General features: G+C 34.4%; 25 protein-coding genes and 1 pseudogene. 25 read left to right on the top strand and 1 reads right to left on the bottom strand.

What is annotated here, in order from left to right:
- Positions 1-65 precede the first annotated feature (65 nt).
- From DFR80_RS15170 to rnhA, 19 genes and pseudogenes are all read left to right on the top strand, one after another.
- Positions 66-236 carry a hypothetical protein gene (locus tag DFR80_RS15170; protein ID WP_158537670.1) on the top strand — a complete coding sequence of 57 codons (171 nt, stop codon included), beginning with the start codon at positions 66-68 and terminating at the stop codon, positions 234-236.
- A gap of 15 nt (positions 237-251) precedes the next feature.
- The gene (locus DFR80_RS02135; RefSeq protein ID WP_084566152.1) at positions 252-1,091 is read left to right on the top strand and encodes a carbohydrate ABC transporter permease; all 840 of its coding nucleotides are present in this window, start codon (positions 252-254) and stop codon (positions 1,089-1,091) included.
- 75 nt (positions 1,092-1,166) lie between these two features.
- Entirely contained in the window at positions 1,167-3,182 is a 2,016-nt protein-coding gene (locus DFR80_RS02130; RefSeq protein ID WP_076545154.1) for an alpha-glucosidase, read from the top strand.
- Positions 3,179-3,850, top strand: coding sequence for a DUF4867 family protein (locus tag DFR80_RS02125; RefSeq protein WP_076545152.1), 672 nt, complete (start codon positions 3,179-3,181; stop codon positions 3,848-3,850). The genes DFR80_RS02130 and DFR80_RS02125 overlap by 4 nt, the downstream gene beginning before the upstream one ends.
- A gap of 62 nt (positions 3,851-3,912) precedes the next feature.
- A complete protein-coding gene (locus DFR80_RS02120; RefSeq protein ID WP_076545151.1) occupies positions 3,913-5,043 on the top strand; it encodes a hypothetical protein in 1,131 nt (376 codons plus the stop codon).
- A 115-nt stretch (positions 5,044-5,158) separates the two neighbouring features.
- Positions 5,159-5,992 carry a class II fructose-bisphosphate aldolase gene (locus tag DFR80_RS02115; protein WP_076545149.1) on the top strand — a complete coding sequence of 278 codons (834 nt, stop codon included), beginning with the start codon at positions 5,159-5,161 and terminating at the stop codon, positions 5,990-5,992.
- 323 nt (positions 5,993-6,315) lie between these two features.
- Positions 6,316-7,812 (top strand): glycerol kinase GlpK, encoded by a 1,497-nt coding sequence (gene glpK, locus DFR80_RS02110; RefSeq protein ID WP_076545148.1) that lies wholly within the window; start codon positions 6,316-6,318, stop codon positions 7,810-7,812.
- Positions 7,813-7,903: 91 nt separating this feature from the next.
- The gene (locus DFR80_RS02105) at positions 7,904-9,379 is read left to right on the top strand and encodes an NAD(P)/FAD-dependent oxidoreductase (RefSeq protein WP_076545146.1); all 1,476 of its coding nucleotides are present in this window, start codon (positions 7,904-7,906) and stop codon (positions 9,377-9,379) included.
- Positions 9,372-10,652: an NAD(P)/FAD-dependent oxidoreductase gene (locus DFR80_RS02100; RefSeq protein ID WP_076545145.1), complete on the top strand. Its 1,281-nt coding sequence runs from the start codon at positions 9,372-9,374 to the stop codon at positions 10,650-10,652. Before DFR80_RS02105 ends, DFR80_RS02100 begins: the two co-directional genes overlap by 8 nt.
- Position 10,653: 1 nt before the next feature.
- Complete coding sequence (locus DFR80_RS02095; RefSeq protein WP_114489080.1) at positions 10,654-11,025, top strand: DUF1667 domain-containing protein; 372 nt, start codon at positions 10,654-10,656, stop codon at positions 11,023-11,025.
- A gap of 162 nt (positions 11,026-11,187) precedes the next feature.
- Positions 11,188-13,239, top strand: a complete 2,052-nt coding sequence (locus tag DFR80_RS02090; RefSeq protein ID WP_076545142.1) for a methyl-accepting chemotaxis protein — start codon at positions 11,188-11,190, stop codon at positions 13,237-13,239.
- Between the two features lie 58 nt (positions 13,240-13,297).
- Entirely contained in the window at positions 13,298-13,873 is a 576-nt protein-coding gene (locus tag DFR80_RS02085; RefSeq protein WP_076545140.1) for a glycerol-3-phosphate responsive antiterminator, read from the top strand.
- Between the two features lie 13 nt (positions 13,874-13,886).
- The gene (gene dhaK, locus DFR80_RS02080) at positions 13,887-14,879 is read left to right on the top strand and encodes a dihydroxyacetone kinase subunit DhaK (RefSeq protein WP_076545138.1); all 993 of its coding nucleotides are present in this window, start codon (positions 13,887-13,889) and stop codon (positions 14,877-14,879) included.
- A gap of 15 nt (positions 14,880-14,894) precedes the next feature.
- On the top strand, positions 14,895-15,515 hold the full coding sequence (gene dhaL, locus DFR80_RS02075; RefSeq protein ID WP_076545137.1) for a dihydroxyacetone kinase subunit DhaL: 621 nt from the start codon (positions 14,895-14,897) through the stop codon (positions 15,513-15,515).
- Between the two features lie 17 nt (positions 15,516-15,532).
- Positions 15,533-15,931: a dihydroxyacetone kinase phosphoryl donor subunit DhaM gene (gene dhaM / locus DFR80_RS02070; RefSeq protein ID WP_076545135.1), complete on the top strand. Its 399-nt coding sequence runs from the start codon at positions 15,533-15,535 to the stop codon at positions 15,929-15,931.
- An 82-nt stretch (positions 15,932-16,013) separates the two neighbouring features.
- Positions 16,014-16,289 (top strand): HPr family phosphocarrier protein, encoded by a 276-nt coding sequence (locus tag DFR80_RS02065; protein WP_199505754.1) that lies wholly within the window; start codon positions 16,014-16,016, stop codon positions 16,287-16,289.
- Positions 16,289-18,007: a phosphoenolpyruvate--protein phosphotransferase gene (gene ptsP / locus DFR80_RS02060; RefSeq protein ID WP_114489079.1), complete on the top strand. Its 1,719-nt coding sequence runs from the start codon at positions 16,289-16,291 to the stop codon at positions 18,005-18,007. Before DFR80_RS02065 ends, ptsP begins: the two co-directional genes overlap by 1 nt.
- A gap of 111 nt (positions 18,008-18,118) precedes the next feature.
- Positions 18,119-18,376 (top strand): annotated as a pseudogene (locus DFR80_RS15545) (carboxymuconolactone decarboxylase family protein); the annotation flags it as partial.
- A gap of 150 nt (positions 18,377-18,526) precedes the next feature.
- Positions 18,527-18,973: a ribonuclease HI gene (rnhA, locus tag DFR80_RS15540; RefSeq protein ID WP_369862559.1), complete on the top strand. Its 447-nt coding sequence runs from the start codon at positions 18,527-18,529 to the stop codon at positions 18,971-18,973.
- Here the strand turns inward: rnhA and DFR80_RS02050 are convergent.
- Complete coding sequence (locus DFR80_RS02050) at positions 18,970-19,362, bottom strand: Fur family transcriptional regulator (RefSeq protein WP_076545129.1); 393 nt, start codon at positions 19,360-19,362, stop codon at positions 18,970-18,972. The two genes, rnhA and DFR80_RS02050, sit on opposite strands and share 4 nt — an antisense overlap.
- A 109-nt stretch (positions 19,363-19,471) precedes the next feature.
- On the opposite strand from DFR80_RS02050, the gene trpS reads away from it, so the two are divergent.
- From trpS to DFR80_RS02020, 6 genes are all read left to right on the top strand, one after another.
- Entirely contained in the window at positions 19,472-20,476 is a 1,005-nt protein-coding gene (gene trpS / locus DFR80_RS02045; protein ID WP_114489077.1) for a tryptophan--tRNA ligase, read from the top strand.
- 17 nt (positions 20,477-20,493) lie between these two features.
- On the top strand, positions 20,494-21,546 hold the full coding sequence (locus tag DFR80_RS02040) for a D-alanine--D-alanine ligase family protein (RefSeq protein WP_114489076.1): 1,053 nt from the start codon (positions 20,494-20,496) through the stop codon (positions 21,544-21,546).
- Positions 21,547-22,716: a DNA polymerase IV gene (locus DFR80_RS02035; RefSeq protein WP_114489075.1), complete on the top strand. Its 1,170-nt coding sequence runs from the start codon at positions 21,547-21,549 to the stop codon at positions 22,714-22,716.
- Positions 22,717-22,885: 169 nt separating this feature from the next.
- Positions 22,886-23,317, top strand: coding sequence for a division/cell wall cluster transcriptional repressor MraZ (gene mraZ, locus DFR80_RS02030; protein WP_076545166.1), 432 nt, complete (start codon positions 22,886-22,888; stop codon positions 23,315-23,317).
- A gap of 11 nt (positions 23,318-23,328) precedes the next feature.
- Positions 23,329-24,261 (top strand): 16S rRNA (cytosine(1402)-N(4))-methyltransferase RsmH, encoded by a 933-nt coding sequence (gene rsmH / locus DFR80_RS02025; protein ID WP_076545123.1) that lies wholly within the window; start codon positions 23,329-23,331, stop codon positions 24,259-24,261.
- An 18-nt stretch (positions 24,262-24,279) separates the two neighbouring features.
- A complete protein-coding gene (locus DFR80_RS02020) occupies positions 24,280-24,750 on the top strand; it encodes a septum formation initiator family protein (RefSeq protein ID WP_076545121.1) in 471 nt (156 codons plus the stop codon).
- Positions 24,751-24,756: the final 6 nt, after the last annotated feature.

Genomic DNA, 24,756 nt, shown 5'->3' with positions numbered 1-24,756 from the left:
AAAGGATAAGGGTGTGACTGAATATTCTGTAGATAGTATAGTTTCTCAATAACTTAAATTTGACAATGCTTAAATATTTTTATGCAATGCTAGTGACAAGTATTATGTCAATATTTATTTATAAAAATGCCTTTGATTTTTATGAAATGGGATATTCAGCGGCAGCCTCTTATGTATTAGTTGCCATTGCACTCGCATTTTCAATTTATCTGGTTAAAACACAATTTGAATTTTAAAGTGGGGTGATATAATTGCTAAATAAAGATGTAAGTAAGTGGAAATTGAATAAAAAAGCTATTTTTTATATTTCAGTTTTAATATTATTATTGATAGAATTGTTTCCGATTATTTTAGTGTTTTTAACCAGTTTTAAATCACAAATCGATATTTTTAATGCAAATCCATTTTCGGCTTTTATGCCAACTTTAGATAATTATAAGGAAGTCTTGATTGATCGAACTTTTTTAAATAATTTGAAACATAGTATGATTATAGCTCTCGTAACTACAACTATCTCAGTTGTCTTTGGAGTTATGGCTTCTTACAGTTTTGCGAGATTTAATTTTAAAGGTGATCAGAAAATAGGACTGGCAATTTTAGCCAGCAGAATGATACCTCCAATCACTCTTTCCGTACCCTTATTTTTATTAATGAGAAAGGTGGCCTTACTTGATACATATTTCGGTTTAATACTGGCCCATGTTAGTTTTATTATGCCTTATGTAATCTGGATGACTCTACCTTTTTTTCAGGGAATACCAAAAGCTTACGAAGAAGCTGCATTAATCGATGGCTGTTCTCGCTTTGGAGCATTTTATAAAATATTTGTTCCACTGGTGGCTCCTGGTCTTGTAGTCTCAGCGACCTTTAGTTTTCTCTTTTCCTGGAATGATTTTCTTTATGCTCTGATTTTAGCAGGTTCTGAACTAAAAACCGCTCCAATAGTTGTTAGTGGTTTTATTGGTCAGTTTGGACCTAAATGGGGTTCTATGACAGCAGCTGGGAGCTTAATCTTAATTCCAATTTTCATTTTTGCCTTGATTTTACAAAAGTATATTATTTCCGGACTTGCTGTAGGAGGAATTGATTAATCAAAAAATTGCTGAAAATAATGTAGTATATATTAGCATTTACTATTTTCATTATAGGTTTGGAGGAAAACTTTTATGCTAAATTTATTTGAAAAAGAAAATGAGTTTAAAATAGAATTTAATGGAAGAACTTTAATTAAGCATTCAGATAAATCTCCTTTTATATTTATTGGGCAGGGAGAAGCAGAATACAATATGTATAGAGGTAATTTTGATATAGAAAATTATTTAGAAAGCCGAATACCATTAAAATATTTTGTAATTGCAAAAGAAGATAACGATTATTTAATCAAGTTGAAAAAATGTCCTGAAGAAAAGTTCAGCCTCAAATTAAAGGTTGGACATTCAGAAGGACAGCTAAAAATAGAATTTCTTGAAAATAATATAAATGCCAACCGAATCTGGCTGAGAGTTAATGCTAAAAAAGAAGAAAAGATATATGGTTGTGGGGAACAGTTATCTTATTTTAACTTGAGAGGGAAAAACTTTCCGCTCTGGACTTCAGAACCTGGTGTAGGTAGAAATAAAAACACATATACAACCTGGCAGGCTGATGTTAAAGATAAAGCAGGAGGGGATTATTATACTACCAATTATCCTCAGCCTACTTTTATTTCAACTGAGAAGTATTACTGTCATCTGGAGAGTACTGCTTACCTTGATTTTAACTTTAAAAACGAAGGGTTTCATGAACTTGAAGTCTGGGAGATACCAGAATATCTTCTTTTTGAAACAGGAGAGAATTATCTTGAGATAATAGAAAAACTGACTGCTTTTTTAGGTAGACAGCCAGAACTTCCTGACTGGGTATATAATGGCCTAATTTTAGGTATACAGGGAGGAACAAAATTTGTTTTTGATAAAAAAGATGAGCTAAAGGAGAAAGGGCTTAAACTTTCTGCCTTATGGTGCCAGGACTGGCAAGGTGTAAAACATACTAGTTTTGGTAAAAGACTGAGCTGGAACTGGGAATGGAATCAAGAATTATATCCAGAACTTGATCAAAAAATAAAAGAACTCAAAGAAGAAGATATTCGTTTTATGGGGTATATTAATCCTTATGTTCTGGAAGGTAAAAGTCTTTATCAACAGGCAGTAGAGCATGATTATCTTGCTTATGACAGTGAAGGTGAGATTTATTTAGTTGATTTCGGTGAATTTTACTGTGGGGTAGTTGATTTTACAAATCCTGAAGCTTTTAATTGGTATAAAGAAGTAATCAAAGAAAATTTAATTGATTTTGGTCTTGCTGGCTGGATGGCTGATTTTGGTGAATATCTGCCAACCGACTGTGTTTTGAATAATAGTAAAAGTGCTGAAATTATGCATAATGCCTGGCCTGCAATTTGGGCCAGATTGAATTATGAAGCAGTTAAAGAGGCAGGGAAATTAGAGGAAGTTTTATATTTTATGAGAGCAGGATTTACAGGAAATCAGAAATACTGTACTTTAATGTGGGCAGGAGATCAGAGTGTTAACTGGAGTCTGGACGATGGTCTGGCCTCAGTTATTCCGGCAGCCCTTTCAATGGGGATGACCGGCTGTGGTTTACATCACAGTGATATAGGTGGCTATACAAGTCTGCACGGTAATATAAGGAGTAAAGAATTATTTATGCGCTGGGCAGAAATGGCAGCCTTTACTCCAGTAATGAGAACCCATGAGGGTAATAGACCAGATGATAATTTTCAGTTTTATAATGATAGAGAGGCTATAGAGCATCTAAGTAAAATGACTGATGTCTATACTAAACTTAAAAAATATATAAAGGATGCGGTTAAAGAAAATGCAGAAAGAGGAATTCCCGTACAGAGACCTTTATTTTTACACTACGAAGAAGACAAAAGAGTCTATGATTTAAAATATCAATATTTACTTGGCCGTGATCTTATGGTGGCTCCAGTATATGAAAAAAACAAAAAGGAATGGAGTCTCTACCTTCCGGAAGATAATTGGATTCACTTTTGGAATGGAAAAGAATACAGTGGTGGAGAAATTAAAGTTAAAGCCCCACTGGGTCAACCACCGGTGTTTTATAGAAAAGAGTCAAAGTATAAGAAACTGTTTAAGGAGGCAGCAGAAATTTCATGAGCGGTCAAAAAAATTTAAAAAGATTAAAAATGCTAAATCCAGCTTTAGAGATTAAAACCATAGAATCAGAGTCATTTCAAAAATATGGTAGGAAAATAGTTGATCAAAGATTTGAAAAAATAAAAAATTATTTAAGTTCTGAAACTAAAATTCCGGAAAAAGGAAATATATATCAGGCAGATTTAGAATATTTTAGTGATTCAGAAATAAAAAAAGAAATAGAGAGAGATTATTATGGAGAAATGTCAATTGAGATAGGTTATTGTAATGGTAAAAATTCTTATCTTAATGGTCTTGAATATCACAATGGCTCAGAAATTAATATCGCAGTTACAGATTTGATATTGCTTTTAGGAGAGAAAAAAGATATTAAAGCAAACGGTTATAATTCTAGAAATATAGAGGCTTTTTATTTAAAAGAAGGAAATGTTATAGAACTTTATGGTACCAGTCTTCATTTTGCTCCCTGTCGGACTGAAGAAGAAGGTTTTAAATGTGCGGTAATACTGCTTGATGGAACTAACCAGCCGTTAGCTTATCAGGGACATGATGATCCATATCTTTTTGCAAAAAATAAGTGGCTTTTAGTTCATTCTGATAAAAAAGATCTAATTCAAAAAGGTGCCAAGCCAGCTATAAATGGTGAAAATACTGAAGTTATAATTTAGAGCTCGAATTAAATTTTAGTTTAAAAGTAATTAATATCATTTGGCATTCTGGAGGTGTAATATTGTCTTTTAATGAGATTAAAAAAATAAGTCAAAAAACATTAAAGAGACTAAAAGATATCGAAGAGAAAGAATTTGAAGCAAAAATACTCTTTGGTTTTGATGGTTTTGTAGATAATGTATGGTCTCTGGTTGAAGAAAGAAACTCAGTTAAAGACTATAAATTAATGAAGTCAATGTTGACTTTAAATGAGAGGATAAAAGAGTCAGCCGGGGGAGGATTGAGCACAGAAATATTGAGGAAAGATAAAAGAGCAGGGGGGTTTAATGCTAACACGGCTCGAGTTTTAACAGTGTTTAATTTAAAACCAACCTTGATGGCCTTTTTTGAAGGTGAAGAAATTTTTAAGGATATAATAAAAAAATCAGAGATTATAAATTTAGGTGAACCCTGCAGTGCCCAGATTTTTGAATTTAATGATGGAAAATTAATGTTTCCTAATAATGAAAATGTGAGAAATCTGGATTGGACTCAAATAAAATATAAAGTAGGATTAGACAAATTGATAAAATTATTTGAGAGATCAGATCTTATTGCTTTTGGTTATTGGGCTAATATGCCCTATTATAATAAAATAATTAAAGGCATAAAAGAAGAAATACTTCCTGAAATTAGTAGAAAAAAAAGACATTTGTTTATGGATTTTGGTAACGTTAAAAAAAGAAGTGATAGTGACTTGAGAATGTTTGCTAAAAGTTTATCTGAACTTGAAAAATATTTTAAAATTACGGTAAGTTTAAATAGGACTGAAGCTCTAGATACAGCTAAAGCCCTGGCTATAAAAAATAATAATGATAATCAAAGTTATAAAATGATGGCAGCTGCAATAAGAGCTGAGATGGGAATATCTAATTTTGTGCTGCATACGAACAGTTTTGCGGTAAGTGCAGCGGCTGACGGTGTAAAAAAATTAAAACAACCTTACTGTCAAAAACCTTTGTTAACAACTGGATCAGGAGATACTTTTAATGGAGGATATATACTGGGGCTTTTACTTTCAGCTGATAGAGAAATTCAACTTGCAGTTGCAAGTGTAACAGCAGGGTATTATATTAGAAATGGAAGACCGCCTAAAAGAAATGAAATGATTGAATTTTTAAGAGGTTATCCGGGATTATTTTTAAATGAATAATATTTTTATAATTATATATTTTATAAATTAAAATACGATAAATATTGAACTTAAATTTTCTTAATTTCGTTAAATATTAATATTTTAAAATAATTTTGCAATAGGAGAGGTATAAGTGATAAATCTAAAGGAAATTTTAGCAGAAACAGAAAATGGTTTTGCGGTCGGTAATTTTAATGTACATAATATGGAATATGTTCAGGGAGTGGTAGAGGCAGCCGAAGAAACACAGTCACCTGTAATTATTGCAATTACAGAGCGCCCTCTCAAATATTATGGAATAGATTATTTAATTAATACAGTAAAAGCAGCAGAAAAAAATTGTTCAGTACCACTTTGTTTACATTTAGATCATGGAGATAATTTAGAGATAGTTTTTAGGTGCATTGAGGCCGGTTTTTCATCAGTAATGTATGATGGTTCTCATTTACCAATTGAAGAAAATATAGCAAATACCAGAAAAGTGGTTGAAAAAGCAGCAGAATATGGAATATACGCAGAAGCAGAATTAGGTAAACTGCAGGGGATTGAAGATGGAAAAGAGTCAACAGAAAGTGCACTAACTGATCCGGAAGAAGCCAAAAGATTTGTTGAAGAAACAGGAGTCGCAGTACTTGCAGTAGCAGTAGGTACAGCACATGGTTTTTATGATGGAGAACCCAAATTAGATTTTGAGAGGCTGGAGGCAATTAGAGAAAAGGTTGATGTACCATTAGTCTTACATGGAGGTTCTGGTGTGCCAGAAGCAAGTGTCAAAAAAGCAATAGATATTGGGATTTCTAAAGTGAATGTTGGTACTGAATTAAAGGTTGCATTTAATCAGGGAATTAAGGGTGTCTGGGAAGAAAACCCTGATGAAATTGAATGTACAAAAATTATGGGAGCAGCTCGGGAAGGCGTAAAAAATAAAGTTATTGAAAAAATAAATCTTTTTAGATCAAATATTTAGTCTAATAAATATAAAAGGGGAATTTCTAGTTAAGAGATTTCCTTTTTATAATTTGTTTATTAATTAAACTTTGTAAAGTGTTTGACAATAATTATTTTTAATGCTATACTTTGTTTAAAGTTAAATAAAAAAAGAGGTTGAGCCGAAGAGAAAACCTTATTGAGATTTAGAGGGGGTAGTTTACCCAATTTTATCTAAATTTCAATAAGGTTTTTTGTATTTTAAAAGGAAAAATGAATTAGAATCTAGAAATTGATTATAAGAGTTTAAATATTCATTTATCTTTTAAGGTATTAAATAAAAATAAATGGGGGAATATAAAAATGGAAGATTATATTTTAGCAATTGATCAGGGTACCACAAGTTCCCGGGCAATAGTTTTTAATCATGACGGAGAAATTGTTACTTCTTCACAGAGAGAATTTACTCAGCATTTTCCCAGGCCGGGTTGGGTTGAGCATGATCCAGATGAAATTTGGGGTACTACTCTGGCTGTAATGGCAGATGCAATGGGGAGAAAAGATATTAATCCTTCTCAAATTGCAGCGATTGGAATCACCAATCAAAGAGAAACCACAGTTGTCTGGGATGCTGAAACTGGCAAACCTATTCATAATGCTATTGTCTGGCAGGATAGAAGAACTGCTGCAATCTGTGATCAACTTAAAGAACAGGGTTTAGAAGAAACAATCAAAAGTAAAACTGGTCTTGTAGTGGATGCTTATTTTTCTGGAACAAAAATTAAATGGTTGCTGGATAATGTGGAGGGTGCTAGAGAAAAAGCCAAAAATGGGGAATTAAGATTTGGAACCATTGACAGCTGGTTAATCTGGAAGCTGACAGGTGGTAAAACACATGTAACTGATTATACCAATGCTTCCAGGACAATGGTTTATAATATATTTGATTTAGAATGGGATCAGGAGATGCTTGACATTTTAGAAATTCCAGCCTCAATGCTGCCCGAAGTAAAACAATCAAGTGAGGTTTACGGAGAAACAGCTGACTATCATTTTTTTGGTCAAAATGTTCCAATTGCAGGTATTGCAGGCGATCAGCAGGCTGCTACCTTTGGTCAGGTTTGCTACGAAGAGGGAATGGCAAAAAATACATATGGAACTGGCTGTTTTATGCTAATGAATACTGGAGAAAAGGCTGTGAAGTCGGAAAATGGACTTTTAACAACTATAGCTTATGGCGTAGATGGCAAGGTTAATTATGCTTTAGAAGGCTCAATATTTATTGCTGGAGCTGCAATTCAGTGGCTTCGAGATGAGATGGAATTAATTAATTCTGCTCCAGAATCAGAAGAACATGCTCGGAAGGTTGATGATACAGGTGGGGTATATGTAGTTCCAGCTTTCGCCGGACTGGGAGCTCCCTACTGGGATATGTATGCCAGGGGTACAATTGTCGGTTTAACAAGAGGCTCTTCTAAGGATCACATCATTAGGGCTACTCTGGAATCAATTGCCTATCAGAGTAGAGATGTTTTAGAAGCAATGGAAGCTGATTCGGGGATAGAACTTAAAAAAATGAGAGTAGATGGTGGTGCAGCAATGAATGATTTTTTAATGCAATTCCAGGCAGATATACTTGGCTCAGAAGTAGAAAGACCCGAAATTAATGAAACCACTGCTTTAGGAGCAGCATATTTAGCGGGACTGGCTGTAGGATACTGGGAAAATAAAGAAGAGTTGATTGAAAAGTGGAAGAAAAATAAAGATTTTAAATCTGAGATGGCTGCTGAGAGAAGAGAAAAATTATATAAAGGCTGGAAAAAAGCAGTTGAGCGTTCTAAAAACTGGTCTGAAGAATAGATAATGAAGTTAATATTTAAATTTTATTATGATTAGAGAAGTATATATACGACTATAAAATTATTTTATAATATTTTAGGGGGGAAATTCATTGAATAAAAAATATGATGTAATAATAATTGGAGCCGGAATTTCTGGCTGTGCTGTAGCCTGGAAGTTAGCCAGATATAATTTGGATATTTTGCTTCTGGAAAAAGAAGCGGATGTAGCGACAGGGACTACAAAGGCAAATACTGCAATTATGCATGCAGGCTATAATGCTGATCCTGATAAACTTAAAGGACGTTTAAATGTTAAGGGAAATGAAGAAATTAGAGAGGTTTCCAAAAAATTAAATATCCCTTATAAAGAGATTGGCTCACTGGTTGTAGGACTTGAAGATGATGACTTAAGTGTTATTGATGAACTCTATCAAAAGGGTTTAAAAAATAATGTTAAAAATATGGAGATTGTTGATCGTGAGTGGTTATTGGAGCACGAACCAAATATATCTAAAAAGGCTGTTAAAGCTCTCTGGGCACCCACAGCAGGTGTAATAACTCCCTGGGAGGCAGCACTGGCTATGGCTCAGAATGCAGTAGCCAATGGGGCAGAAGTGAAATTAGAAACCGCAGTTGAAGATGTTTTAGTTGATGAAGGAAGAGTAATTGGTGTAAAAACCAATCAGGGAGACTTTGCTGCTGACTATGTAGTCAATGCGGCCGGTCTTTATGCTGATGAGATTGCCAGAATGGTAGGAATTGAAAAAATTAATATTACTCCTCGCAAGGGAGAATATTATATATATGATCATGCTAAAGATTTTGAGGTTAATCATGTTGTTTTTCCTGTTCCAACTCCAATCAGTAAGGGTATTGTAGTTACTCCAACAGTTGAGAATAATCTTTTAATTGGGCCTACTTCTCATAATGTAGAAAGTAAAACTGACCTTGCTACAACTAGAGAAGGCTTAAAAGAAGTTTATAATGGAGCCAAAAAGCTTTATCCTGAACTAGATTTAAGAGATACAATTAGAGTTTTTGCCGGTTTAAGAGCGGCAGATGACACTGAAGATTTTGTGATTGAAGCTGCAGAGAATGTTAAAGGTTTTGTCAATGTAGCTGGAATTCAATCCCCTGGTCTTGCTTCTTCAACCGCTATAGCAGGTTATACAGCGGATATTCTAAAAGATGAAGGTTTAATTTTATCAGAAAAGAAAGATTTTATTGAAACTAGAGAAGAACCAGTTAGATTTTATGAAATGTCAAATACAGAAAGAGCAAAAATGGTAGATCAGAATAAAGATTATGGTCAGATAATCTGCCGCTGTGAAACTGTATCCTATAAAGAAATTTTGGATGCAATTAACGGTCCGGTTGGAGCCAGAACGGTAAATGCTGTTAAACGCAGAACCAGAGCTGGAGCCGGGAGATGTCAGGGTGGATTCTGTGGTCCAAGAGTTGTAGATATTCTGGCTGAGCAGCTCGGTATTGATCCAACTGAAGTTAAACAGGAAGAAGGAAATTCTCAAATTTTAGAATATAAAATTAAAGAATTACTTGGAAGCAGGGTGATGAATAATGCTTAAAGTTAAAAAAGATTTAGTCGTAATTGGTGGAGGTCCGGCTGGACTGGCTGCTGCTAAAACAGCTTATGATGATGGTATAAATGATGTAATGATTTTAGAAAGAGATTTTGAACTTGGTGGAATTTTGCCCCAGTGTATTCATAATGGATTTGGTCTTCATCACTTTAAGGAAGAACTTACCGGACCGGAATACGCACAGAGATTTATTAATGATATTGAGGAAAGAGATATTGAAGTAAAATTAGACACAATGGTTTTAGATGTTACAAAAGATAGAAAAGTTTATGCCATGAATAAAAAAGAGGGTTTTTTAGAAATAGAAGCTAAAGCTGTAGTGCTGGCAATGGGATGTCGGGAGAGAACTGCAGGAGCAATTGGTATTCCGGGTACCAGACCGGCTGGAGTTATCACTGCGGGAACAGCTCAACGCTATACTAATATTGAAGGTTTTGTACCGGGAGATGAAGTAGTAATTCTGGGTTCAGGAGATATTGGTTTAATAATGGCCCGGAGAATGAAGTTGGAAGGTGCTGATGTTAAAGCAGTCTGTGAGCTTTTACCCTATACAGGTGGTCTAACCAGAAATGTTGTTCAGTGTCTGGAAGATTATGATATTCCTCTGATGTTAAACCATACAGTAACTGCAATTAAAGGAGAAGGCCGCCTGGAGGCAGTTGAAATTTCTGAAGTTGATGAAAATCTAAAACCTATTCCAGAAACTGCAAAAACAATTAAGGCAGATACCTTATTATTATCAGTTGGTCTAATTCCGGAAAATGAGCTTTCTAAAAAGGCGGATGTGATTTTAGATGACCGCACAGGGGGACCAATAGTTAATGAAGGTCGGGAAACAAATATTGAAGGAATTTTTGCCTGTGGAAATGTGCTGCATGTACATGATTTAGTAGACTGGGTAACAGAAGAATCTCAAATTGCAGGTGCTCATGCTGCCAAGTATATCAAAGATAATTTCGAAAAAACAGGTAAATGTGCTGAAGTTAAAGCTGGGGAAAATGTAAGTTATGTTATTCCTCAAAAAATTGAACTTGAGTCGGGAGATAGGAAGCGGATTCCGCTTTATATGAGGGTATCAACTCCTTTAACAGCAGTTGATATTAATTTATATGCTGACGGAGAGAAATTATATTCTTTTTCTGAACCTTTCGCTAAACCGGGAGAGATGATAAGTGTACCTCTTGCTCAAAAGACACTGGATGATTTAGATAATCTAAGTGAGATTAAAGTTGATATTATTGAAAAGGAGGGAGAATAAAATGATAGAAACTAAAACCCTCACCTGTGTAGCCTGTCCTAAAGGTTGTGAAGTTACAGTTGAATACGAAGGTGATGAGATAATCGATATTAAAGGCAATGCCTGTCCTCAGGGACAGAGTTATGCCGAAGAGGAGATAGTAGCCCCAACCCGAATTTTACCGACAACTATAAGAGTTAAGAACGGAGCTTTAGCTCTCTGTCCTGTAAAGACAACAAAACAGATTCCCTTAGAAAAGATGTTTAAGGCTATGGAAATTATAGGAAAAAAGGAAGTTGAAGCGCCAATAAAAATGGGAGATGTTTTGATAGAGGATATACTCGGCACTGGAGCAAATATTGTTGCTACAAGGGATATGCAGGAAAAATTATAAAAAAATAATTTATCTATACCAGAAGATTTTTTATCTTCTGGTATTTTTCTATTATTTTTATAATAAATCTCTCTAATTAAGCAGGATTTTAACTTTTTAAATCAAAGTATTATTATAGAGGGTTAAAACTTAAAAAAATAAAAGAAATAGGGGATGTTGCTGTTGCTAAAAAATATGGATTTGAAGTGGAAAATAAGTATTATTTTAACAATTATTGTGATCATAGTTATGTCTGCGGTATCATTTTTTACTTATAGTTATACTCAGAATATTATGTCAGATCAAATTGATCAGAGGATAGATGTAATAAGACATAATCAGCAAGAAGAAATATTAAGCAAATTAAATCGGCTCAAGGAGAGAACAAACTATTTTGCCAGTTTTGAAGATGTTTATAATTTAGTTAATATGAGTAACTATTATGTTGAAGAGGGAGAACTAATTGATCTGGCTGGTGGTGGCTGGATGAGTACCTTTACTAATAGAGCTTCTCTGCTCCGAGATAATAACCGAATGTTTAAAGAAACTCAATTTTCTTATGTCACTACTGCCAGTGGTATTGTCTTAGTTGATTCTCGGGTAGAGGGTGAGAATAATATTTATGAATATGCCGGGAAAACATTACCGGAAGACCAGTATAAAAATATTTCTAGTGAAGAAGTACATATTATAAATGGTAAACCACATGTATTATTTGGATCTGAAATCACAAAAGAAAACGCAGATGGGGAAGAAGAAGTGATTGGCTATTATGTAATGGCCACAAATCTTGATGTGTTTTATAGTAATACTCTGGAATCACTGGAAAATGTCTCTGCTTTTAGCCTGGTCAATTCTGATGGATATATTTTAAGTAATCTGGATAGATCATTAATGGGAACTAAAATTGAAGATCCCTGGTTTACAGAACAGATAAATAATCAAAAGACATCTGCAGTTAAAGTAGGAGATAATAGAACTCGTTATTTTGATCAGATAAGTGAAGAATATGGAATTTACATGGGAATTGATGTACCTCAGGAAGTAATTAATGGCCCTGTAAATAATGTTAGAAATATAATTTTAATTATTGCTTTAATTGGTGTAATTGTCTTATTTGTTGCGAACTATTTATTATTGAACTGGCAGCTAAAACCACTAAATAGTTTAATTGTGGCTTTTGATGAACTGGCTGCAGGTAATTTAAGTGAAAAAATATTATTAACTAAAAGTGCAGATAAAAACGATGAGATAGGCAAATTGAGTAAATCTTTTAATAATATGGTTAAAGAGTTTAAGCAGGTAATTTTAAATATTAATCAGGCTTCAGATGAAGTTGAAGAATCTTCCAGCTATTTAAAGGAAGTATCAACAGAAGTTGGAGATGTTTCTACTCAAGTAGCACAATCAATAAATGATGTTGCTTCTGGTGCAGATGATCAGGCTGCCAGTGTTGATAATATTAATCAGCAAATTAAAACTCTGGCAAATGATATTGAAAAATTAAAACAGTCGAATCAGGAAGTTGAATCTCTGGCTGAAGATATGGAAACAGCAGCTGCAGGTGGTAAAACAGAAATGGATAAGGTTAGCAGCCAGATGGCAAAGATTAGAAATGCTATCCAGGAAGTTGCTTCTGGTATCTCTAATTTAGAATCAATTTCGAATGAAATCGATGAGATTTTAAATATTATTAATAATATTGCCGAACAGACAAATTTACTTGCTTTAAATGCGGCAATTGAGGCAGCAAGAGCAGGAGAGGCTGGACGTGGATTTTCAGTAGTTGCAGATGAGATTAGAGAACTGGCCGAAGAATCAGTAAATTCAGCAGGTGAAATCAGAAAGCTGGTAGAGGATGTTAAAATTGAAACTGAAACAGCAAGTTCGAGGATGGATGATGGTATTGAAGAAATTCAAAATGGAGAAAGAGTTGTAAGTAGTGCTGAAGACTCTTTTGCTGATATAGAAAGTAAAATAAAAAATGCTTCCACCGGTATAGCTTCTTCAATCAAAATTGTGGAGGAAGTAGATAATTATAGTGAAAAAATCGTACAGGAAGTTGGGGAAATTGCAAGTATTTCGGAAGAAACTTCTGCCAATACAGAAGAAGTAGCTGCTGCAAGTCAGGAACAGAATGCGTCAATAGAAGAAATTACTTCACTTGCTGATTCTCTAGCTGATATGTCTGCTAATTTGAATCAATTAGTTAATAGATTTGATTTAAATTCTTAAAGTAATTATTATTTACTCCCGGTCAGATGGCTGGGAGTTTTCTTAGGGAGGAAGAGATTTGAAACATCTAGTTGGTTATTTTAAAAATTATCCTATTATTCCTGCAGTTCGGGAAATAAAGGATTTAGAGAGAGCAATGAATATTGAAAAAGCAGTATTAATTTTCTTATTGACTGGTTCAATTTTTGATTTAAAAAAATCAATGGAATTGGCTCATGCCAGTGATAAAATTTTAATGGTAAATATTGATCTGGTTAGTGGAATCGCTCATGATAGGGAAGGAATTAAATATTTAGCAGAAAATAATCTCTGTGATGGAATAATTTCTACAAAAGGTTATTTAATTAAAGAAGCCTCCAGACATGGTCTGATGACTGTGCAGAGAGTCTTTCTTTTGGATTCAGCCTCTCTTCTCAGTGCAGAAAAATCTCTTAATCCTCAAACTGTTGATGCAGTTGAAATCTTGCCCGGAATTGCAGCACCATATTTTATCAATAGACAAAAAAAGAGCAGATATGACTATCCAGTGATTGCAGGTGGTTTGATAAAATCGATGGAAGAAGTTGCTGATTTAAAAGAAAAAGGTATTTTTGCAGTTTCAACAAGTGATTATAAGTTATGGGATTTTAATTAAAAGGGTGATATAGATGGGGAAAAAATTGATTAATGATCCAGATAATGTAGTTAAGGAAATGATTGAAGGTATAGTAATGGCAAGTAATGACCGCCTGGAAAAATTAGATGGATATAATATTGTACTTCGAAAAGATGCACCTGTGGAAAAAGTTGCCCTGGTAAGTGGAGGTGGAAGTGGCCATGAACCTGCACATGCTGCCTATGTAGGGCAGGGTATGCTAGATGCTGCTGTGGCTGGGGATGTTTTTACTTCTCCTACTCCGGATGCGATTTTTGAGGCGGTTAAAGCAGTTGATAGTGGGAATGGAGTTCTGCTGATCATTAAAAACTATACAGGAGATTTAATGAATTTTGAGATGGCAGCCGAAATGGCTGAAGCTGAAGGTATAGAAATTGAGCAGGTAATTGTTAATGATGATGTAGCAGTAGAGGATAGCCTTTATACAACTGGCAGACGTGGGGTTGCCGGTACAGTCTTTGTGCATAAAATTGCTGGTGCAAAAGCAGCTTCGGGCGCAGAACTTAAAGAGGTCAAAAGAAGCGCTGAAAAAGTAATAAAAAATGTCAGAACTAAAGGAGTTGCCATTAATCCCTGTCAATTGCCAGCAGCAGAAAATAGTACTTTTAGTCTGGCTGAAGACGAAATGGAAATGGGGATTGGAATCCATGGTGAGCCTGGCACCGAAAAAGTAAAAATAAAAAAAGTAGATGAGATAGTTGACTCGTTGTTAAAAGATATTTTAACAGATCTAAAAATAAAAAAAGATGATAAAGTTGCATTGATGGTAAATGGCATGGGCGGTACACCACTAATGGAACTTTATATAGCAAATAGACGGGCAAATAATTTTCTATCAAATAAAGGTATAAAAATATCTAAAAATTATGTTGGAGAATTTATGACTTCTCTTGAAATGGAGGGGCTCTCGCTAACTATTTTGAAATTAGATGGAGATCTGACTAATTTATTAGAAGCAGAGACTGAAGTTAATTTATTAAAATAGAATTGAGGTAAAATTATGGCTAATAAAACAAAAGAATTATTTTTGAAAACTGCAGATGTAATAATTGAAAATAAGAATTATTTAACTGAACTGGATGCAGCTATTGGTGATGGTGATCATGGTGTAAATCTTGCCAGGGGTTTTAAAAAATTAAAAGATAAATTGGAGAACGGAAGTTTTGAAAGTAGAAGTGAAGTATTTAAATTAACTGCAATGACTCTCATTTCCAACGTAGGTGGTGCTTCAGGACCATTATATGGTACAGCATTTTTAAATATTTCAAAAGTGATTGCTGATAGTAGACTTGATCTGGAGGACTTAGTAGAAATTTCAGAAGAGGCAATTGCTGGAATTCAGAAAAGAGGTAGGGCAGAGGCTGGAGAAAAAACAATGCTGGATACTTTAATTCCCGCTTCAGAATCACTCAAAGAGAGTCGGGATAATAATCTTGATCTGGATACAGCCTTAAAAAATTGTCTACAGGCCGCTGCTGCTGGAATGGAAAATACAATAGAGATGCAGGCTACTAAAGGTCGGGCAAGTTATCTGGGAGAACGCAGTATCGGACATCAGGATCCAGGGGCGACTTCTTCCTATTTAATAATTGAAACCTTTATAAAGAATTCTTTAAAATAAAAAGATGAGGTGTAATAATGGTTAATATTTTAATTATCTCCCACAGTGAAAAAATTGCTGAGGGAACGAAGGAACTGGCTGAAGAAATGAAACAGGCTGAAGTTGATATTCAGGTAGCTGGCGGCACTGGTGATGGTCAAATGGGGACAGATGCTGATTTGATCGAAAAAAAGCTAAAAAGCATGGATTGTCAGGACGGCATAGTAGTACTAGCTGATCTTGGTAGTGCTGTAATGAGCTTTAACATGGTTAAAGAATGGCTTTCTGAAGATAAGCAGAAAAAAATAAAACTTGCTAATGCTCCTATTGTAGAGGGTGCTGTTTTAGCCGCTGTGGAAGCCAGTCTAGGAAAAAATTTGGAGGAAGTACTGGCAGCAATTGAAAAAAAATCAATATTAAATAAAAATAATTTGTAAAAAAGGATGAAATTAATGTTACATTTATGTTAAAATATATAGATGAGTAGTATTAATAAAAAATTTTGAAAGGATGATCAGATTGGTAAAAGAAAAGAAGGTTATAATCACTAATAAGACCGGTCTGCACGCCCGGCCTGCAGCTCAGTTTGTGCAGAAAGCAGGTAAATTTGATTCAAAAATTGAGATAGTTTTTGAAGAAAAAGAGGTCAATGCAAAGAGTATTATGGGTGTAATGAGCCTGGGAGTAGGAAAAGGAAATGAAATTACTGTCAGAGCAGACGGTGAAGATGCTGATAAAGCAGTAGAAGAACTTGTTGATTTCATTGAGGTTGAAATGGCAAAGGAGGACGAATAGTGATTTTATTGGAAGGAATTGCTGCTTCCCCTGGTATTGCTATTGGAAAATCATTACTCAAGCTAGAAAAAGAAATTGAAATTGATAAAGAAAATATTGAAAATGATCAGGTTGAGCAGGAAATTGAAAAGTTACATAATGCTCTTACTGAATCAAAAAAACAGTTGCAAGAGTTAAAAGAAGAAACTGCTGAAAAACTCGGAGAAGAAAAAGCAGAAATCTTTGCTGCTCATTTAATGATTTTAGATGATCCCGAGGTAATACCTGCATTCGAAAATAAGATCAAAGATAATAAGCTGAATGCAGCAGCTGCAGTTAAAGAAGTAATTGATGAATTTGCTGCTATGTTTGCGGCAATGGATGATGAATATTTAAGAGAACGTGGTTCTGATATTAAAGATGTCGGCATGAGAGTTATCAAAAATTTACTTGGTATTGAAGATATAGCTGATAAAATGGACGAAGAGGTTATTATTATTGCAGATGATTTAACACCTTCGGATACAGCTCAGCTGGATACGGAAAAAGTTTTAGCTTTTGTAACAAAAGAGGGTTCAAGAACTTCTCACTCTGCAATTATGGCTCGTTCGCTGGGAATTCCTTCCGTTGTGGGAGTGGGTAGTGAATTAATCGAAAAAGCTGAAAATGGAATGAAGATTATTGTAGATGGCAACAGTGGAAAGATATATTTTAATCCGGATAAGTCGACATTAGATAAATATGAAGAAAAATTAGAAGAATATGAAGCTGAGCAGGAAAGATTAAAAGCTTTTAAAGATAAAAAAGCAGAAACTAAGGATGGACATCAGGTAGAAATTGTTGGTAATATGGGTAATTTAAAAGATGTTGTACCTATTTTAGATAATGGTGGGGAAGGTGTTGGTCTTTTCCGAAGCGAATTTTTATACATGGATCGTAGCGAATTACCTACTGAAGAAGAACAGTTTGAGGTTTATAAAGAAGTTGCAGAGAAGATGGGAGATAAGCCAGTAATTATCAGGACTCTGGATGTTGGTGGAGATAAAGAACTGCCCTATTTAGATTTTCCTGATGAAATGAATCCGTTTTTAGGTTATAGAGCTATTAGAGTCTGTTTAGAAAGAGATGATATTTTCAAACCGCAGTTGCGGGCATTGTTAAGAGCCGGCAGCTATGGAAATCTGAAAATTATGTTTCCGATGATTTCTTCTCTTAATGAACTTCTGGCTGCTAAAGAAAAAGTAGAAGAGGCTAAGGCTGAGCTTAAAGAAGAAGGATTGGAATATAATCCAGATATTGATCTGGGAATGATGATAGAGATCCCTGCAGCTGTCATGATAGCTGATAAACTTGCCCGCGAGGTTGATTTCTTCAGCATTGGAACCAATGATTTAATTCAGTATACAGTGGCAGTAGATAGGATGAATGAACAGATTGCGGAAATGCATACTCCCTACCATCCGGCGGTATTGAGGATGATTCAAAAGACTATTGAGTCAGCTCATGCCGAAGATATCTGGGTTGGTATGTGTGGAGAAGCAGCTGGAGAAGAGCTGTTACTTCCATTTTTGCTGGGAGCCGGTCTGGATGAGTTCAGTATGAGTGCTGTTTCAATCTTAAAAATTAAAGAGGTTCTGACCAAATGGACTTTAAGTGAAGCAGAAGAAGTAAGCAAAAAAGTTCTTAATTTAGGAACAGTTGCCGATGTAAAAGATTATTTAAATAAGATAAAGAAATAATAAACTTCTGGCAAATTGAATATTTATATTTAAATATCCCGGACGGCTTTTTGCTGTCCGGTTTCTTTTAAATTTTTATTGATTTTAAATGATATAGTTTGAGGTGTTTTTATGAGCAGAAAAAAGGAAGAGTTTAATCAGTTTCGTCAAAAAATGAATGATATTATTTTACAGGAAGGAGATTTAAATACAAAAAGGTTCTTTAATCTCGATCATAAGGTATATCAGGATGGAGAGCTTCCTGCGAAGACTAAAGAGCTGCTGGGGCTTGTTGCTTCAATGGTTTTAAGATGTGATGACTGCATTACATATCATATTATAGAGTCTTATCAAGCGGGCTGGAGTAAAGCAGAAATCTATGAAGCTTTAAATGTGGCTCTGATTGTTGGCGGATCAATTGTAATTCCCCATATGAGAAGGGCAGCAGAACTTTTAGAAGAACTGGAAGTTGAAGCTGGCAAAAAAAAGGGTATATCTGAGAAAGAAAAAATAATTGAAGACATTGAAAGAGATATTGACCTGACTAACTATCAGGAGTTTAAAGTATATACTGATGGAGCCTGTCTTGGAAATCCAGGCCCGGGCGGATATGCAGCAATTATTTTGGATTCTAATTTAGAAAAATTAAAAGTTGTTTCTGGGGCAGAAACGGATTCTACAAATAACAGAATGGAACTAAGAGCTGTAATAGAGGCCTTAAAAGTTATTCCCGAAAATAAAAAGATAGAACTCCATAGTGATTCTAGTTATGTTATAAATGGTTTATCAAGCTGGGTTGAAGGTTGGAAGAAAAATGGCTGGAAAACTTCTAGTAAAAATGCAGTTGCCAATCAGGATTTATGGCAGGAACTTGATCAGCTTAGTTCAAAATTTAAATTATGCTATAAAAAGGTTAAAGGACATAGCGGTGATCAATATAACGAGGAAGTTGATACACTGGCAAAAAAAGAAGCAGAAAAAATTTAATTTTTCTGCTGACATTTTGGACAGATACCACTAAATTCTAAACGATGTGAATGTGCGATAAATTCTGTTTCAGTATTTATTTTATTATTTAAGTCTGAACTTAGATCAATATCTAAATCATATACTGAGCCACATTTTTCACAGCGAAAATGATAATGATGATCAGGATTGCCATCATAGCGGCTGTGATTGCTTCCATAGTCCAGGACAGTAATTTCACCATGTTCAGCTAAAACATTTAAATTACGATAAACAGTTCCCAGACTGATATTAGGTATTTCCTTTCTTACTTTTTCATATATCCAATCAGCTGTAGGATGAGATTTTGTACTCTTTAAAACTCTCAATATTGCCTTACGCTGTTTAGTCATTCTGGTTTTCTTACTCATTTTATTCCTCCTAAGCTTAATTAATAATCATTATTATCTTTTATTTAATTTTAGCAGAAATTATTTGGATATTCAAGTAAAATTTATTATATAACAGAGGGTGATAATCTTGTCAAAGAAAAAAGAAAAAAGAATTCTAACTGGAGATAGGCCGACCGGAAAATTACATTTAGGCCATTATGTTGGTAGTCTGCAGAATCGTGTCGAGCTGCAGGATGAATATGATACATTTTTAATAATTGCAGATGTACAGGCTTTAACTACAAATTTTGATAGGCCGGAGAAATTAAGTGAAGATGTAAGACAGGTTGCAAGAGACTATTTAGCAGCAGGAATCGATCCAGAAAAAACAACGATTTTTGTTCAGTCTTTAGTTCCAGAAATTGCTGAGTTGACTATTTTTTATTCGATGATTGTTACAGTTAATCAGCTGCGCCATAATCCAACAATCAAATCTGAAGCTGAACAGTATGGCTATAAAGAAATGTCTTATGGATTTTTAGGTTATCCAGTAAGTCAGGCTGCAGATATTACTTTCTGTCGGGCAAATCTAGTTCCAGTTGGTGAAGATCAGATACCACATATTGAACAGACTAGAAAAATTGTTCGTAAATTTAATAATATGTATGGTGAGGTTTTCCCGGAGCCTGAAGCTTTAATTAGTGATTTCCCAAGGTTGATGGGGCTTGATGGAAAGAATAAAATGAGTAAAAGTTTAAATAATGCAATTTATTTAAGTGACAGTAAGGAAGAAGTACAGCAAAAAATTATGCAGGCTAAAACTGATCCCGCCAGAATCCATAAAGATGATCCCGGTCATCCAGAAGTTTGTACTGTTTATCATTATCACGAAGCTTTTAATAGTGAAGAATCCGATGAAATTGCCGAAAAGTGTAGAGCAGGAACAATTGGCTGTGTTGCCTGTAAAAAGCGGCTGGCGGAAAAATTAAATGCTTTCCTTGATCCAATGAGGGAAAGAAGAAAAAAATATCTTGAGAATCCAGAACTTGTTGATCAGATATTAATGGATGGTACAGCAAAGGCTAGAGAAGAGGCACAAAAGACAATGAAAAAAGTCAGAGAAGTTATGAAAATCGATTATTTTAGTAAGTAAACTGGAGGGAGATTTTATTGTTTGAATCAAAGATAAACATTGCCCTATTTTTTGGGGGACGATCAGCTGAACATGAGGTTTCTCTGCTCTCTGCTCGCTCCATCTTTCAGGCTCTTAATCAGGATAAATATAATATTTTTCCGATTGCTATTAGTAAGAATGGGTATTTCAGGTCTTTAGCTGTTTCAAAAAAGATTTTATTTGGTGAAGATAAAAGAGTTCCAGAAGTCGAAAGGACAAATGTTTTGCCAGAGGGAATTCTTAATCTTTTAGAAAATAAAATCGATCTAGTTTTTCCAGTTCTGCACGGACCATTTGGTGAAGATGGGAAGATTCAGGGTTTTTTAGATGTTTTAAATATTAAATATGTTGGCTGTAATCTCCGTGCTTCTGCAGTGGGAATGGATAAAGCATATATGAAACAAATTTTTGCTTATAATGGTATTCCTCAGAGTAAGTTTGAAATTTTAAAAAAAATGGATTACAGTCAGCAGAAAAGATCTAATTTTTTTAATGAGTTTGCTAAAAATTTAGGTCTGCCATTTTTTATTAAACCAGCTAATATGGGATCGAGTATTGGAATCAGCAGAGTAAATGATTTGCAGTCCTTTGCCAGGGCAGTTAATGAAGCCTTTGAATTTGATAAAAAACTAATTTTAGAAAGTAACGTTGAGGGAAGAGAGCTTGAGTCAGCTGTTCTCGGTAGTGAAAAAGATATTAAAGTTTCTGCTGCTGGTGAAATCATTTCTACTCATGATTTTTATGATTATCAGGCGAAATATGAAGACCAGAGCACTGAACTAATTATTCCAGCTAAACTTTCTCCTGCTGCTAAAGCAAAAATTCGTAATCTTTCTGTACAAGCTTTTAGAGCTGTTGGAGCTGAAGGAATTTCAAGACTTGATTTTTTTGTAAATGAAGAACAGGATCAAATTTTAGTAAATGAGATTAATACTATGCCTGGATTCACAAAATTTAGTATGTATCCTCTGCTTTTTGAGGAAAGTGGAATTTCATATTCTGAACTTTTAGATAACCTGATAGAACTTGCCTTAAAAAAGGATAAATAAATGAGTAAACTTCATATTTTACATGCAGATATGGATGCTTTCTTTTCAGCTGTGGAGCAGCGAGAAAATCCCGAACTGCAAAAAAAGCCTGTAATTGTTGGCGGGGTAAGTTTAAGTAACCGGGGAGTTGTTTCTACGGCTTCTTATGAAGCTAGAAAATTTGGAGTCCATTCAGCGATGCCAATTGCTAAGGCTAAAAAGCTCTGTCCGGCTGGAATTTATCTTCCGGCAAGACATGGACTTTATAAAAAAGTGTCCGGGGAAATTTTTGCGATATTAAAAAAATATACTCCCTTAGTTGAGAAACTTTCTATTGATGAGGCTTTTTTGGATGTTAAAGGTTGTGAGAGATTATATGGAGATTCTATTGAAATTGCAGAAAAAATAAAAGCTGAGGTTAAGCAAAAAACTGATTTAACAATTTCAATAGGTGTTTCAATAAATAAATTTTTGGCTAAACTTGCTTCTGATTATGATAAGCCCGATGGGCTGACTGTAATTAGAAAAAAAGATATTAAGGAGTTTATGCGGAATCTTGATATTGATAAAATATGGGGAGTGGGGGATGTTTTTGCAGCAAAACTGGCTGAAAAAAAGATTTATAAAGCCAGTGATATTTGGCCATATTCTCTGGAAGAATTAAAGAAAAGTTATGGGAAAGCAGGTGTCAAGCTCTTTTTTCTTTCGCGTGGAATAGATAATCGAGATGTAAAAAGTCAAAATGAAATTAAATCAGTCAGTCATGAGGAAACCTTTGGTGAGAACATAAGTGATCGGGATAAGCTGTTTGCCTATTTATTTAAAATGAGCGAAAAAGTTTCTTTTCGTCTTCATAGTAATTCAATTAAAGGTGCGACTATTTTTATTAAGGTTAGATATTCAGATTTTAGTACTTATAGCCGGCAGCAGTCTCTTAAAGTTGCCGTAAATAGCAGTGAAGAAATTTATCAGCGGGCAAAAAATTTATTAATTCAAAATAATTTACTGGATAAGCCACTTCGCTTGCTTGGAATAGGAGTTTCTAACTTATGTCTGGAAGGACAGGAACAGTTGAATTTATTTGCTGAAGCTAATGAAGATCAGCTGGATCAGACTATTGACGAGCTGAAGAGAAAATATGGATTTAATAAAATATCACGTGCCCGTAAATTATATTTAAATAATGATTAATTACCCACCATATTTGGTGGGTTTTTTCAATTTTATTAGTAATTATTTCTGGCTGGTAAAATTTTATAATTTTTTTTTGAAAATATAAAGGAGTTTTCTCTTTGATGTAGAATAAATTTATTAAGTGGTGGAAAGTGGAGTAAAAGGGTGGAAAGTGGGAAGTGATATTATGTTTATGGGAGAATACACTCATAATATGGATAAAAAAGGACGTTTAATTATTCCTTCTAAGCTTAGAGATGACTTGAGTGAGCAGTTTGTCATCACCAGAGGGTTGGATAATTGTCTGTTTTTATATCCCATGAATGAATGGAAAGAACTAGAAAAAAAATTAACTTCCCTACCTATGACAAGCAAAAATGCCCGTAATTTTGTCCGCTTTTTCTTTTCAGGAGCCAACGAATGTGAATTAGATAAACAGGGAAGAGTTTCCCTACCTATAAATTTAAGAGATTATGCAGATTTTGAACATGAAATAGTAATAATTGGTCTGGCAAATAGAATTGAACTCTGGGCCAAAGAAAAATGGGATAGCTACATGGATGATGTAGAAGATTCTTATGAAGATATTGCAGATGCAATGGAAGAGTTGGGAATCTAGAAAGGACAAATATGGAATTTGAACATCAGGCAGTATTATTAAATGAGGCAGTTGAATATCTTAATATAAAAGAAGACGGGACTTACCTCGATGGAACTCTGGGGAGAGCAGGTCACAGTTCGGAAATTTTAAAACACCTCTCTCAAAAAGGTAAACTAGTAGCAGTTGATCGTGATACAGCTGCTATTAAGGAGGTTAGAGAAAAATTCCCAGCTGAAGACAGACTAATTCTGGAACATTCTAATTTTCAGGATTTTGACAAAGTTTTTGCCAAATTGGGGATTGAAGCAGTTGACGGAATGCTTTTTGATTTAGGTGTTTCTTCACCACAGCTTGATAATCCTGAGCGGGGTTTTAGTTATCAAAATGATGGTCCACTTGATATGAGAATGAATCCTGAACAGAAGTTATCAGCCAGGGATATAGTAAATAATTATTCTAAAAAGCAGTTAGAAGAAATAATTTCTGAATATGGAGAGGAAAATTGGGCTGCCAGAATAGCAGAATTCATTGTAAAAATGCGCAGAGAAAAAGAAATCAGCACAACGAGTGATCTGGTTGAAGTTATTAAAGCAGCTATTCCAAAAGCAGTCAGAAGGAGTGGTGGTCATCCTGCTCGCAGAACTTTTCAGGCATTAAGGATTGAAACTAATAATGAACTGGAACAACTCAAAAATTTAATTGATAAGGCAGTTTCTTATCTAAATCCCGGTGGCAGACTGGTAATTATTACTTTTCATTCACTGGAAGATAGAATAGTTAAACACAAATTTAGAGATCTGGCAAACGACTGTACCTGTCCACCGGATTTTCCAATTTGTGTCTGTGATAAAAGAGCAGAAGTAAAAGTCATAACCCGAAGTCCGATTCAAGCTTCTAAAACAGAAAAAGAGGCAAATCCACGCTCGAGAAGTGCCAAGATGAGAGTAGCTGAGAAGATTTAATTAAAAGGGGGTAGTAAAATGTATCAGGGTCAGGATTATGTTAATTCCGCTTCACAAAGCAGTTATCTTAATGAATCATCCTATAATTTTACTAATGTAAAAAAACAGGCCTTTACAATTTTATACATATTTATGCTGGTTTTTGTTAGTATTTCAATTTTGTTATATGTTTCTCAAATTTTGAATATTAATCATAGCAGTTCCAGATTGCTGGGTCTTGAATCCAAACTGGAAGCTATTAAATCAAGAAATGAGAGGCTTGAAGTTCAACTGGCAAGTAAAACTTCACTGGCTGAAATAGAAAAAATTGCTAAAAAAGAATTAAATATGGTAGAACCAAGTGAAAAAGAAACTCTGGTTTATAATAATCAGTTAAAAAAAGAAGAAAAATATATGGCTGATCTTCCAAAAGAAAAGTTTTTCTTAGCGCAAATTTATGATAAAATAATAAAAGAAGTTATTACTGTTCAGGCTGAATCACTTGAGTAGGAGGAT

It is taken from the genome of Halanaerobium sp. ST460_2HS_T2, from assembly GCF_003337665.1.
Classification (GTDB): Bacteria; Bacillota; Halanaerobiia; order Halanaerobiales; family Halanaerobiaceae; genus Halanaerobium; species Halanaerobium kushneri.
The sequence above is the reverse complement of the archived record's forward strand: the minus strand, read 5'-3'. Positions and strand labels throughout refer to the sequence as shown.

Bases quoted from the DNA above. Each gene is read 5' to 3' on its own strand.
- DFR80_RS15170 (WP_158537670.1), top strand. From the start codon at position 66: ATGCTTAAATATTTTTATGCAATGCTAGTGACAAGTATTATGTCAATA.
- DFR80_RS02130 (WP_076545154.1), top strand. From the start codon at position 1,167: ATGCTAAATTTATTTGAAAAAGAAAATGAGTTTAAAATAGAATTTAAT.
- DFR80_RS02125 (WP_076545152.1), top strand. From the start codon at position 3,179: ATGAGCGGTCAAAAAAATTTAAAAAGATTAAAAATGCTAAATCCAGCT.
- glpK (WP_076545148.1), top strand. From the start codon at position 6,316: ATGGAAGATTATATTTTAGCAATTGATCAGGGTACCACAAGTTCCCGG.
- DFR80_RS02100 (WP_076545145.1), top strand. From the start codon at position 9,372: ATGCTTAAAGTTAAAAAAGATTTAGTCGTAATTGGTGGAGGTCCGGCT.
- DFR80_RS02095 (WP_114489080.1), top strand. From the start codon at position 10,654: ATGATAGAAACTAAAACCCTCACCTGTGTAGCCTGTCCTAAAGGTTGT.
- dhaK (WP_076545138.1), top strand. From the start codon at position 13,887: ATGGGGAAAAAATTGATTAATGATCCAGATAATGTAGTTAAGGAAATG.
- dhaL (WP_076545137.1), top strand. From the start codon at position 14,895: ATGGCTAATAAAACAAAAGAATTATTTTTGAAAACTGCAGATGTAATA.
- dhaM (WP_076545135.1), top strand. From the start codon at position 15,533: ATGGTTAATATTTTAATTATCTCCCACAGTGAAAAAATTGCTGAGGGA.
- DFR80_RS02050 (WP_076545129.1), bottom strand. From the start codon at position 19,362: ATGAGTAAGAAAACCAGAATGACTAAACAGCGTAAGGCAATATTGAGA.
- DFR80_RS02035 (WP_114489075.1), top strand. From the start codon at position 21,547: ATGAGTAAACTTCATATTTTACATGCAGATATGGATGCTTTCTTTTCA.
- mraZ (WP_076545166.1), top strand. From the start codon at position 22,886: ATGTTTATGGGAGAATACACTCATAATATGGATAAAAAAGGACGTTTA.
- rsmH (WP_076545123.1), top strand. From the start codon at position 23,329: ATGGAATTTGAACATCAGGCAGTATTATTAAATGAGGCAGTTGAATAT.
- DFR80_RS02020 (WP_076545121.1), top strand. From the start codon at position 24,280: ATGTATCAGGGTCAGGATTATGTTAATTCCGCTTCACAAAGCAGTTAT.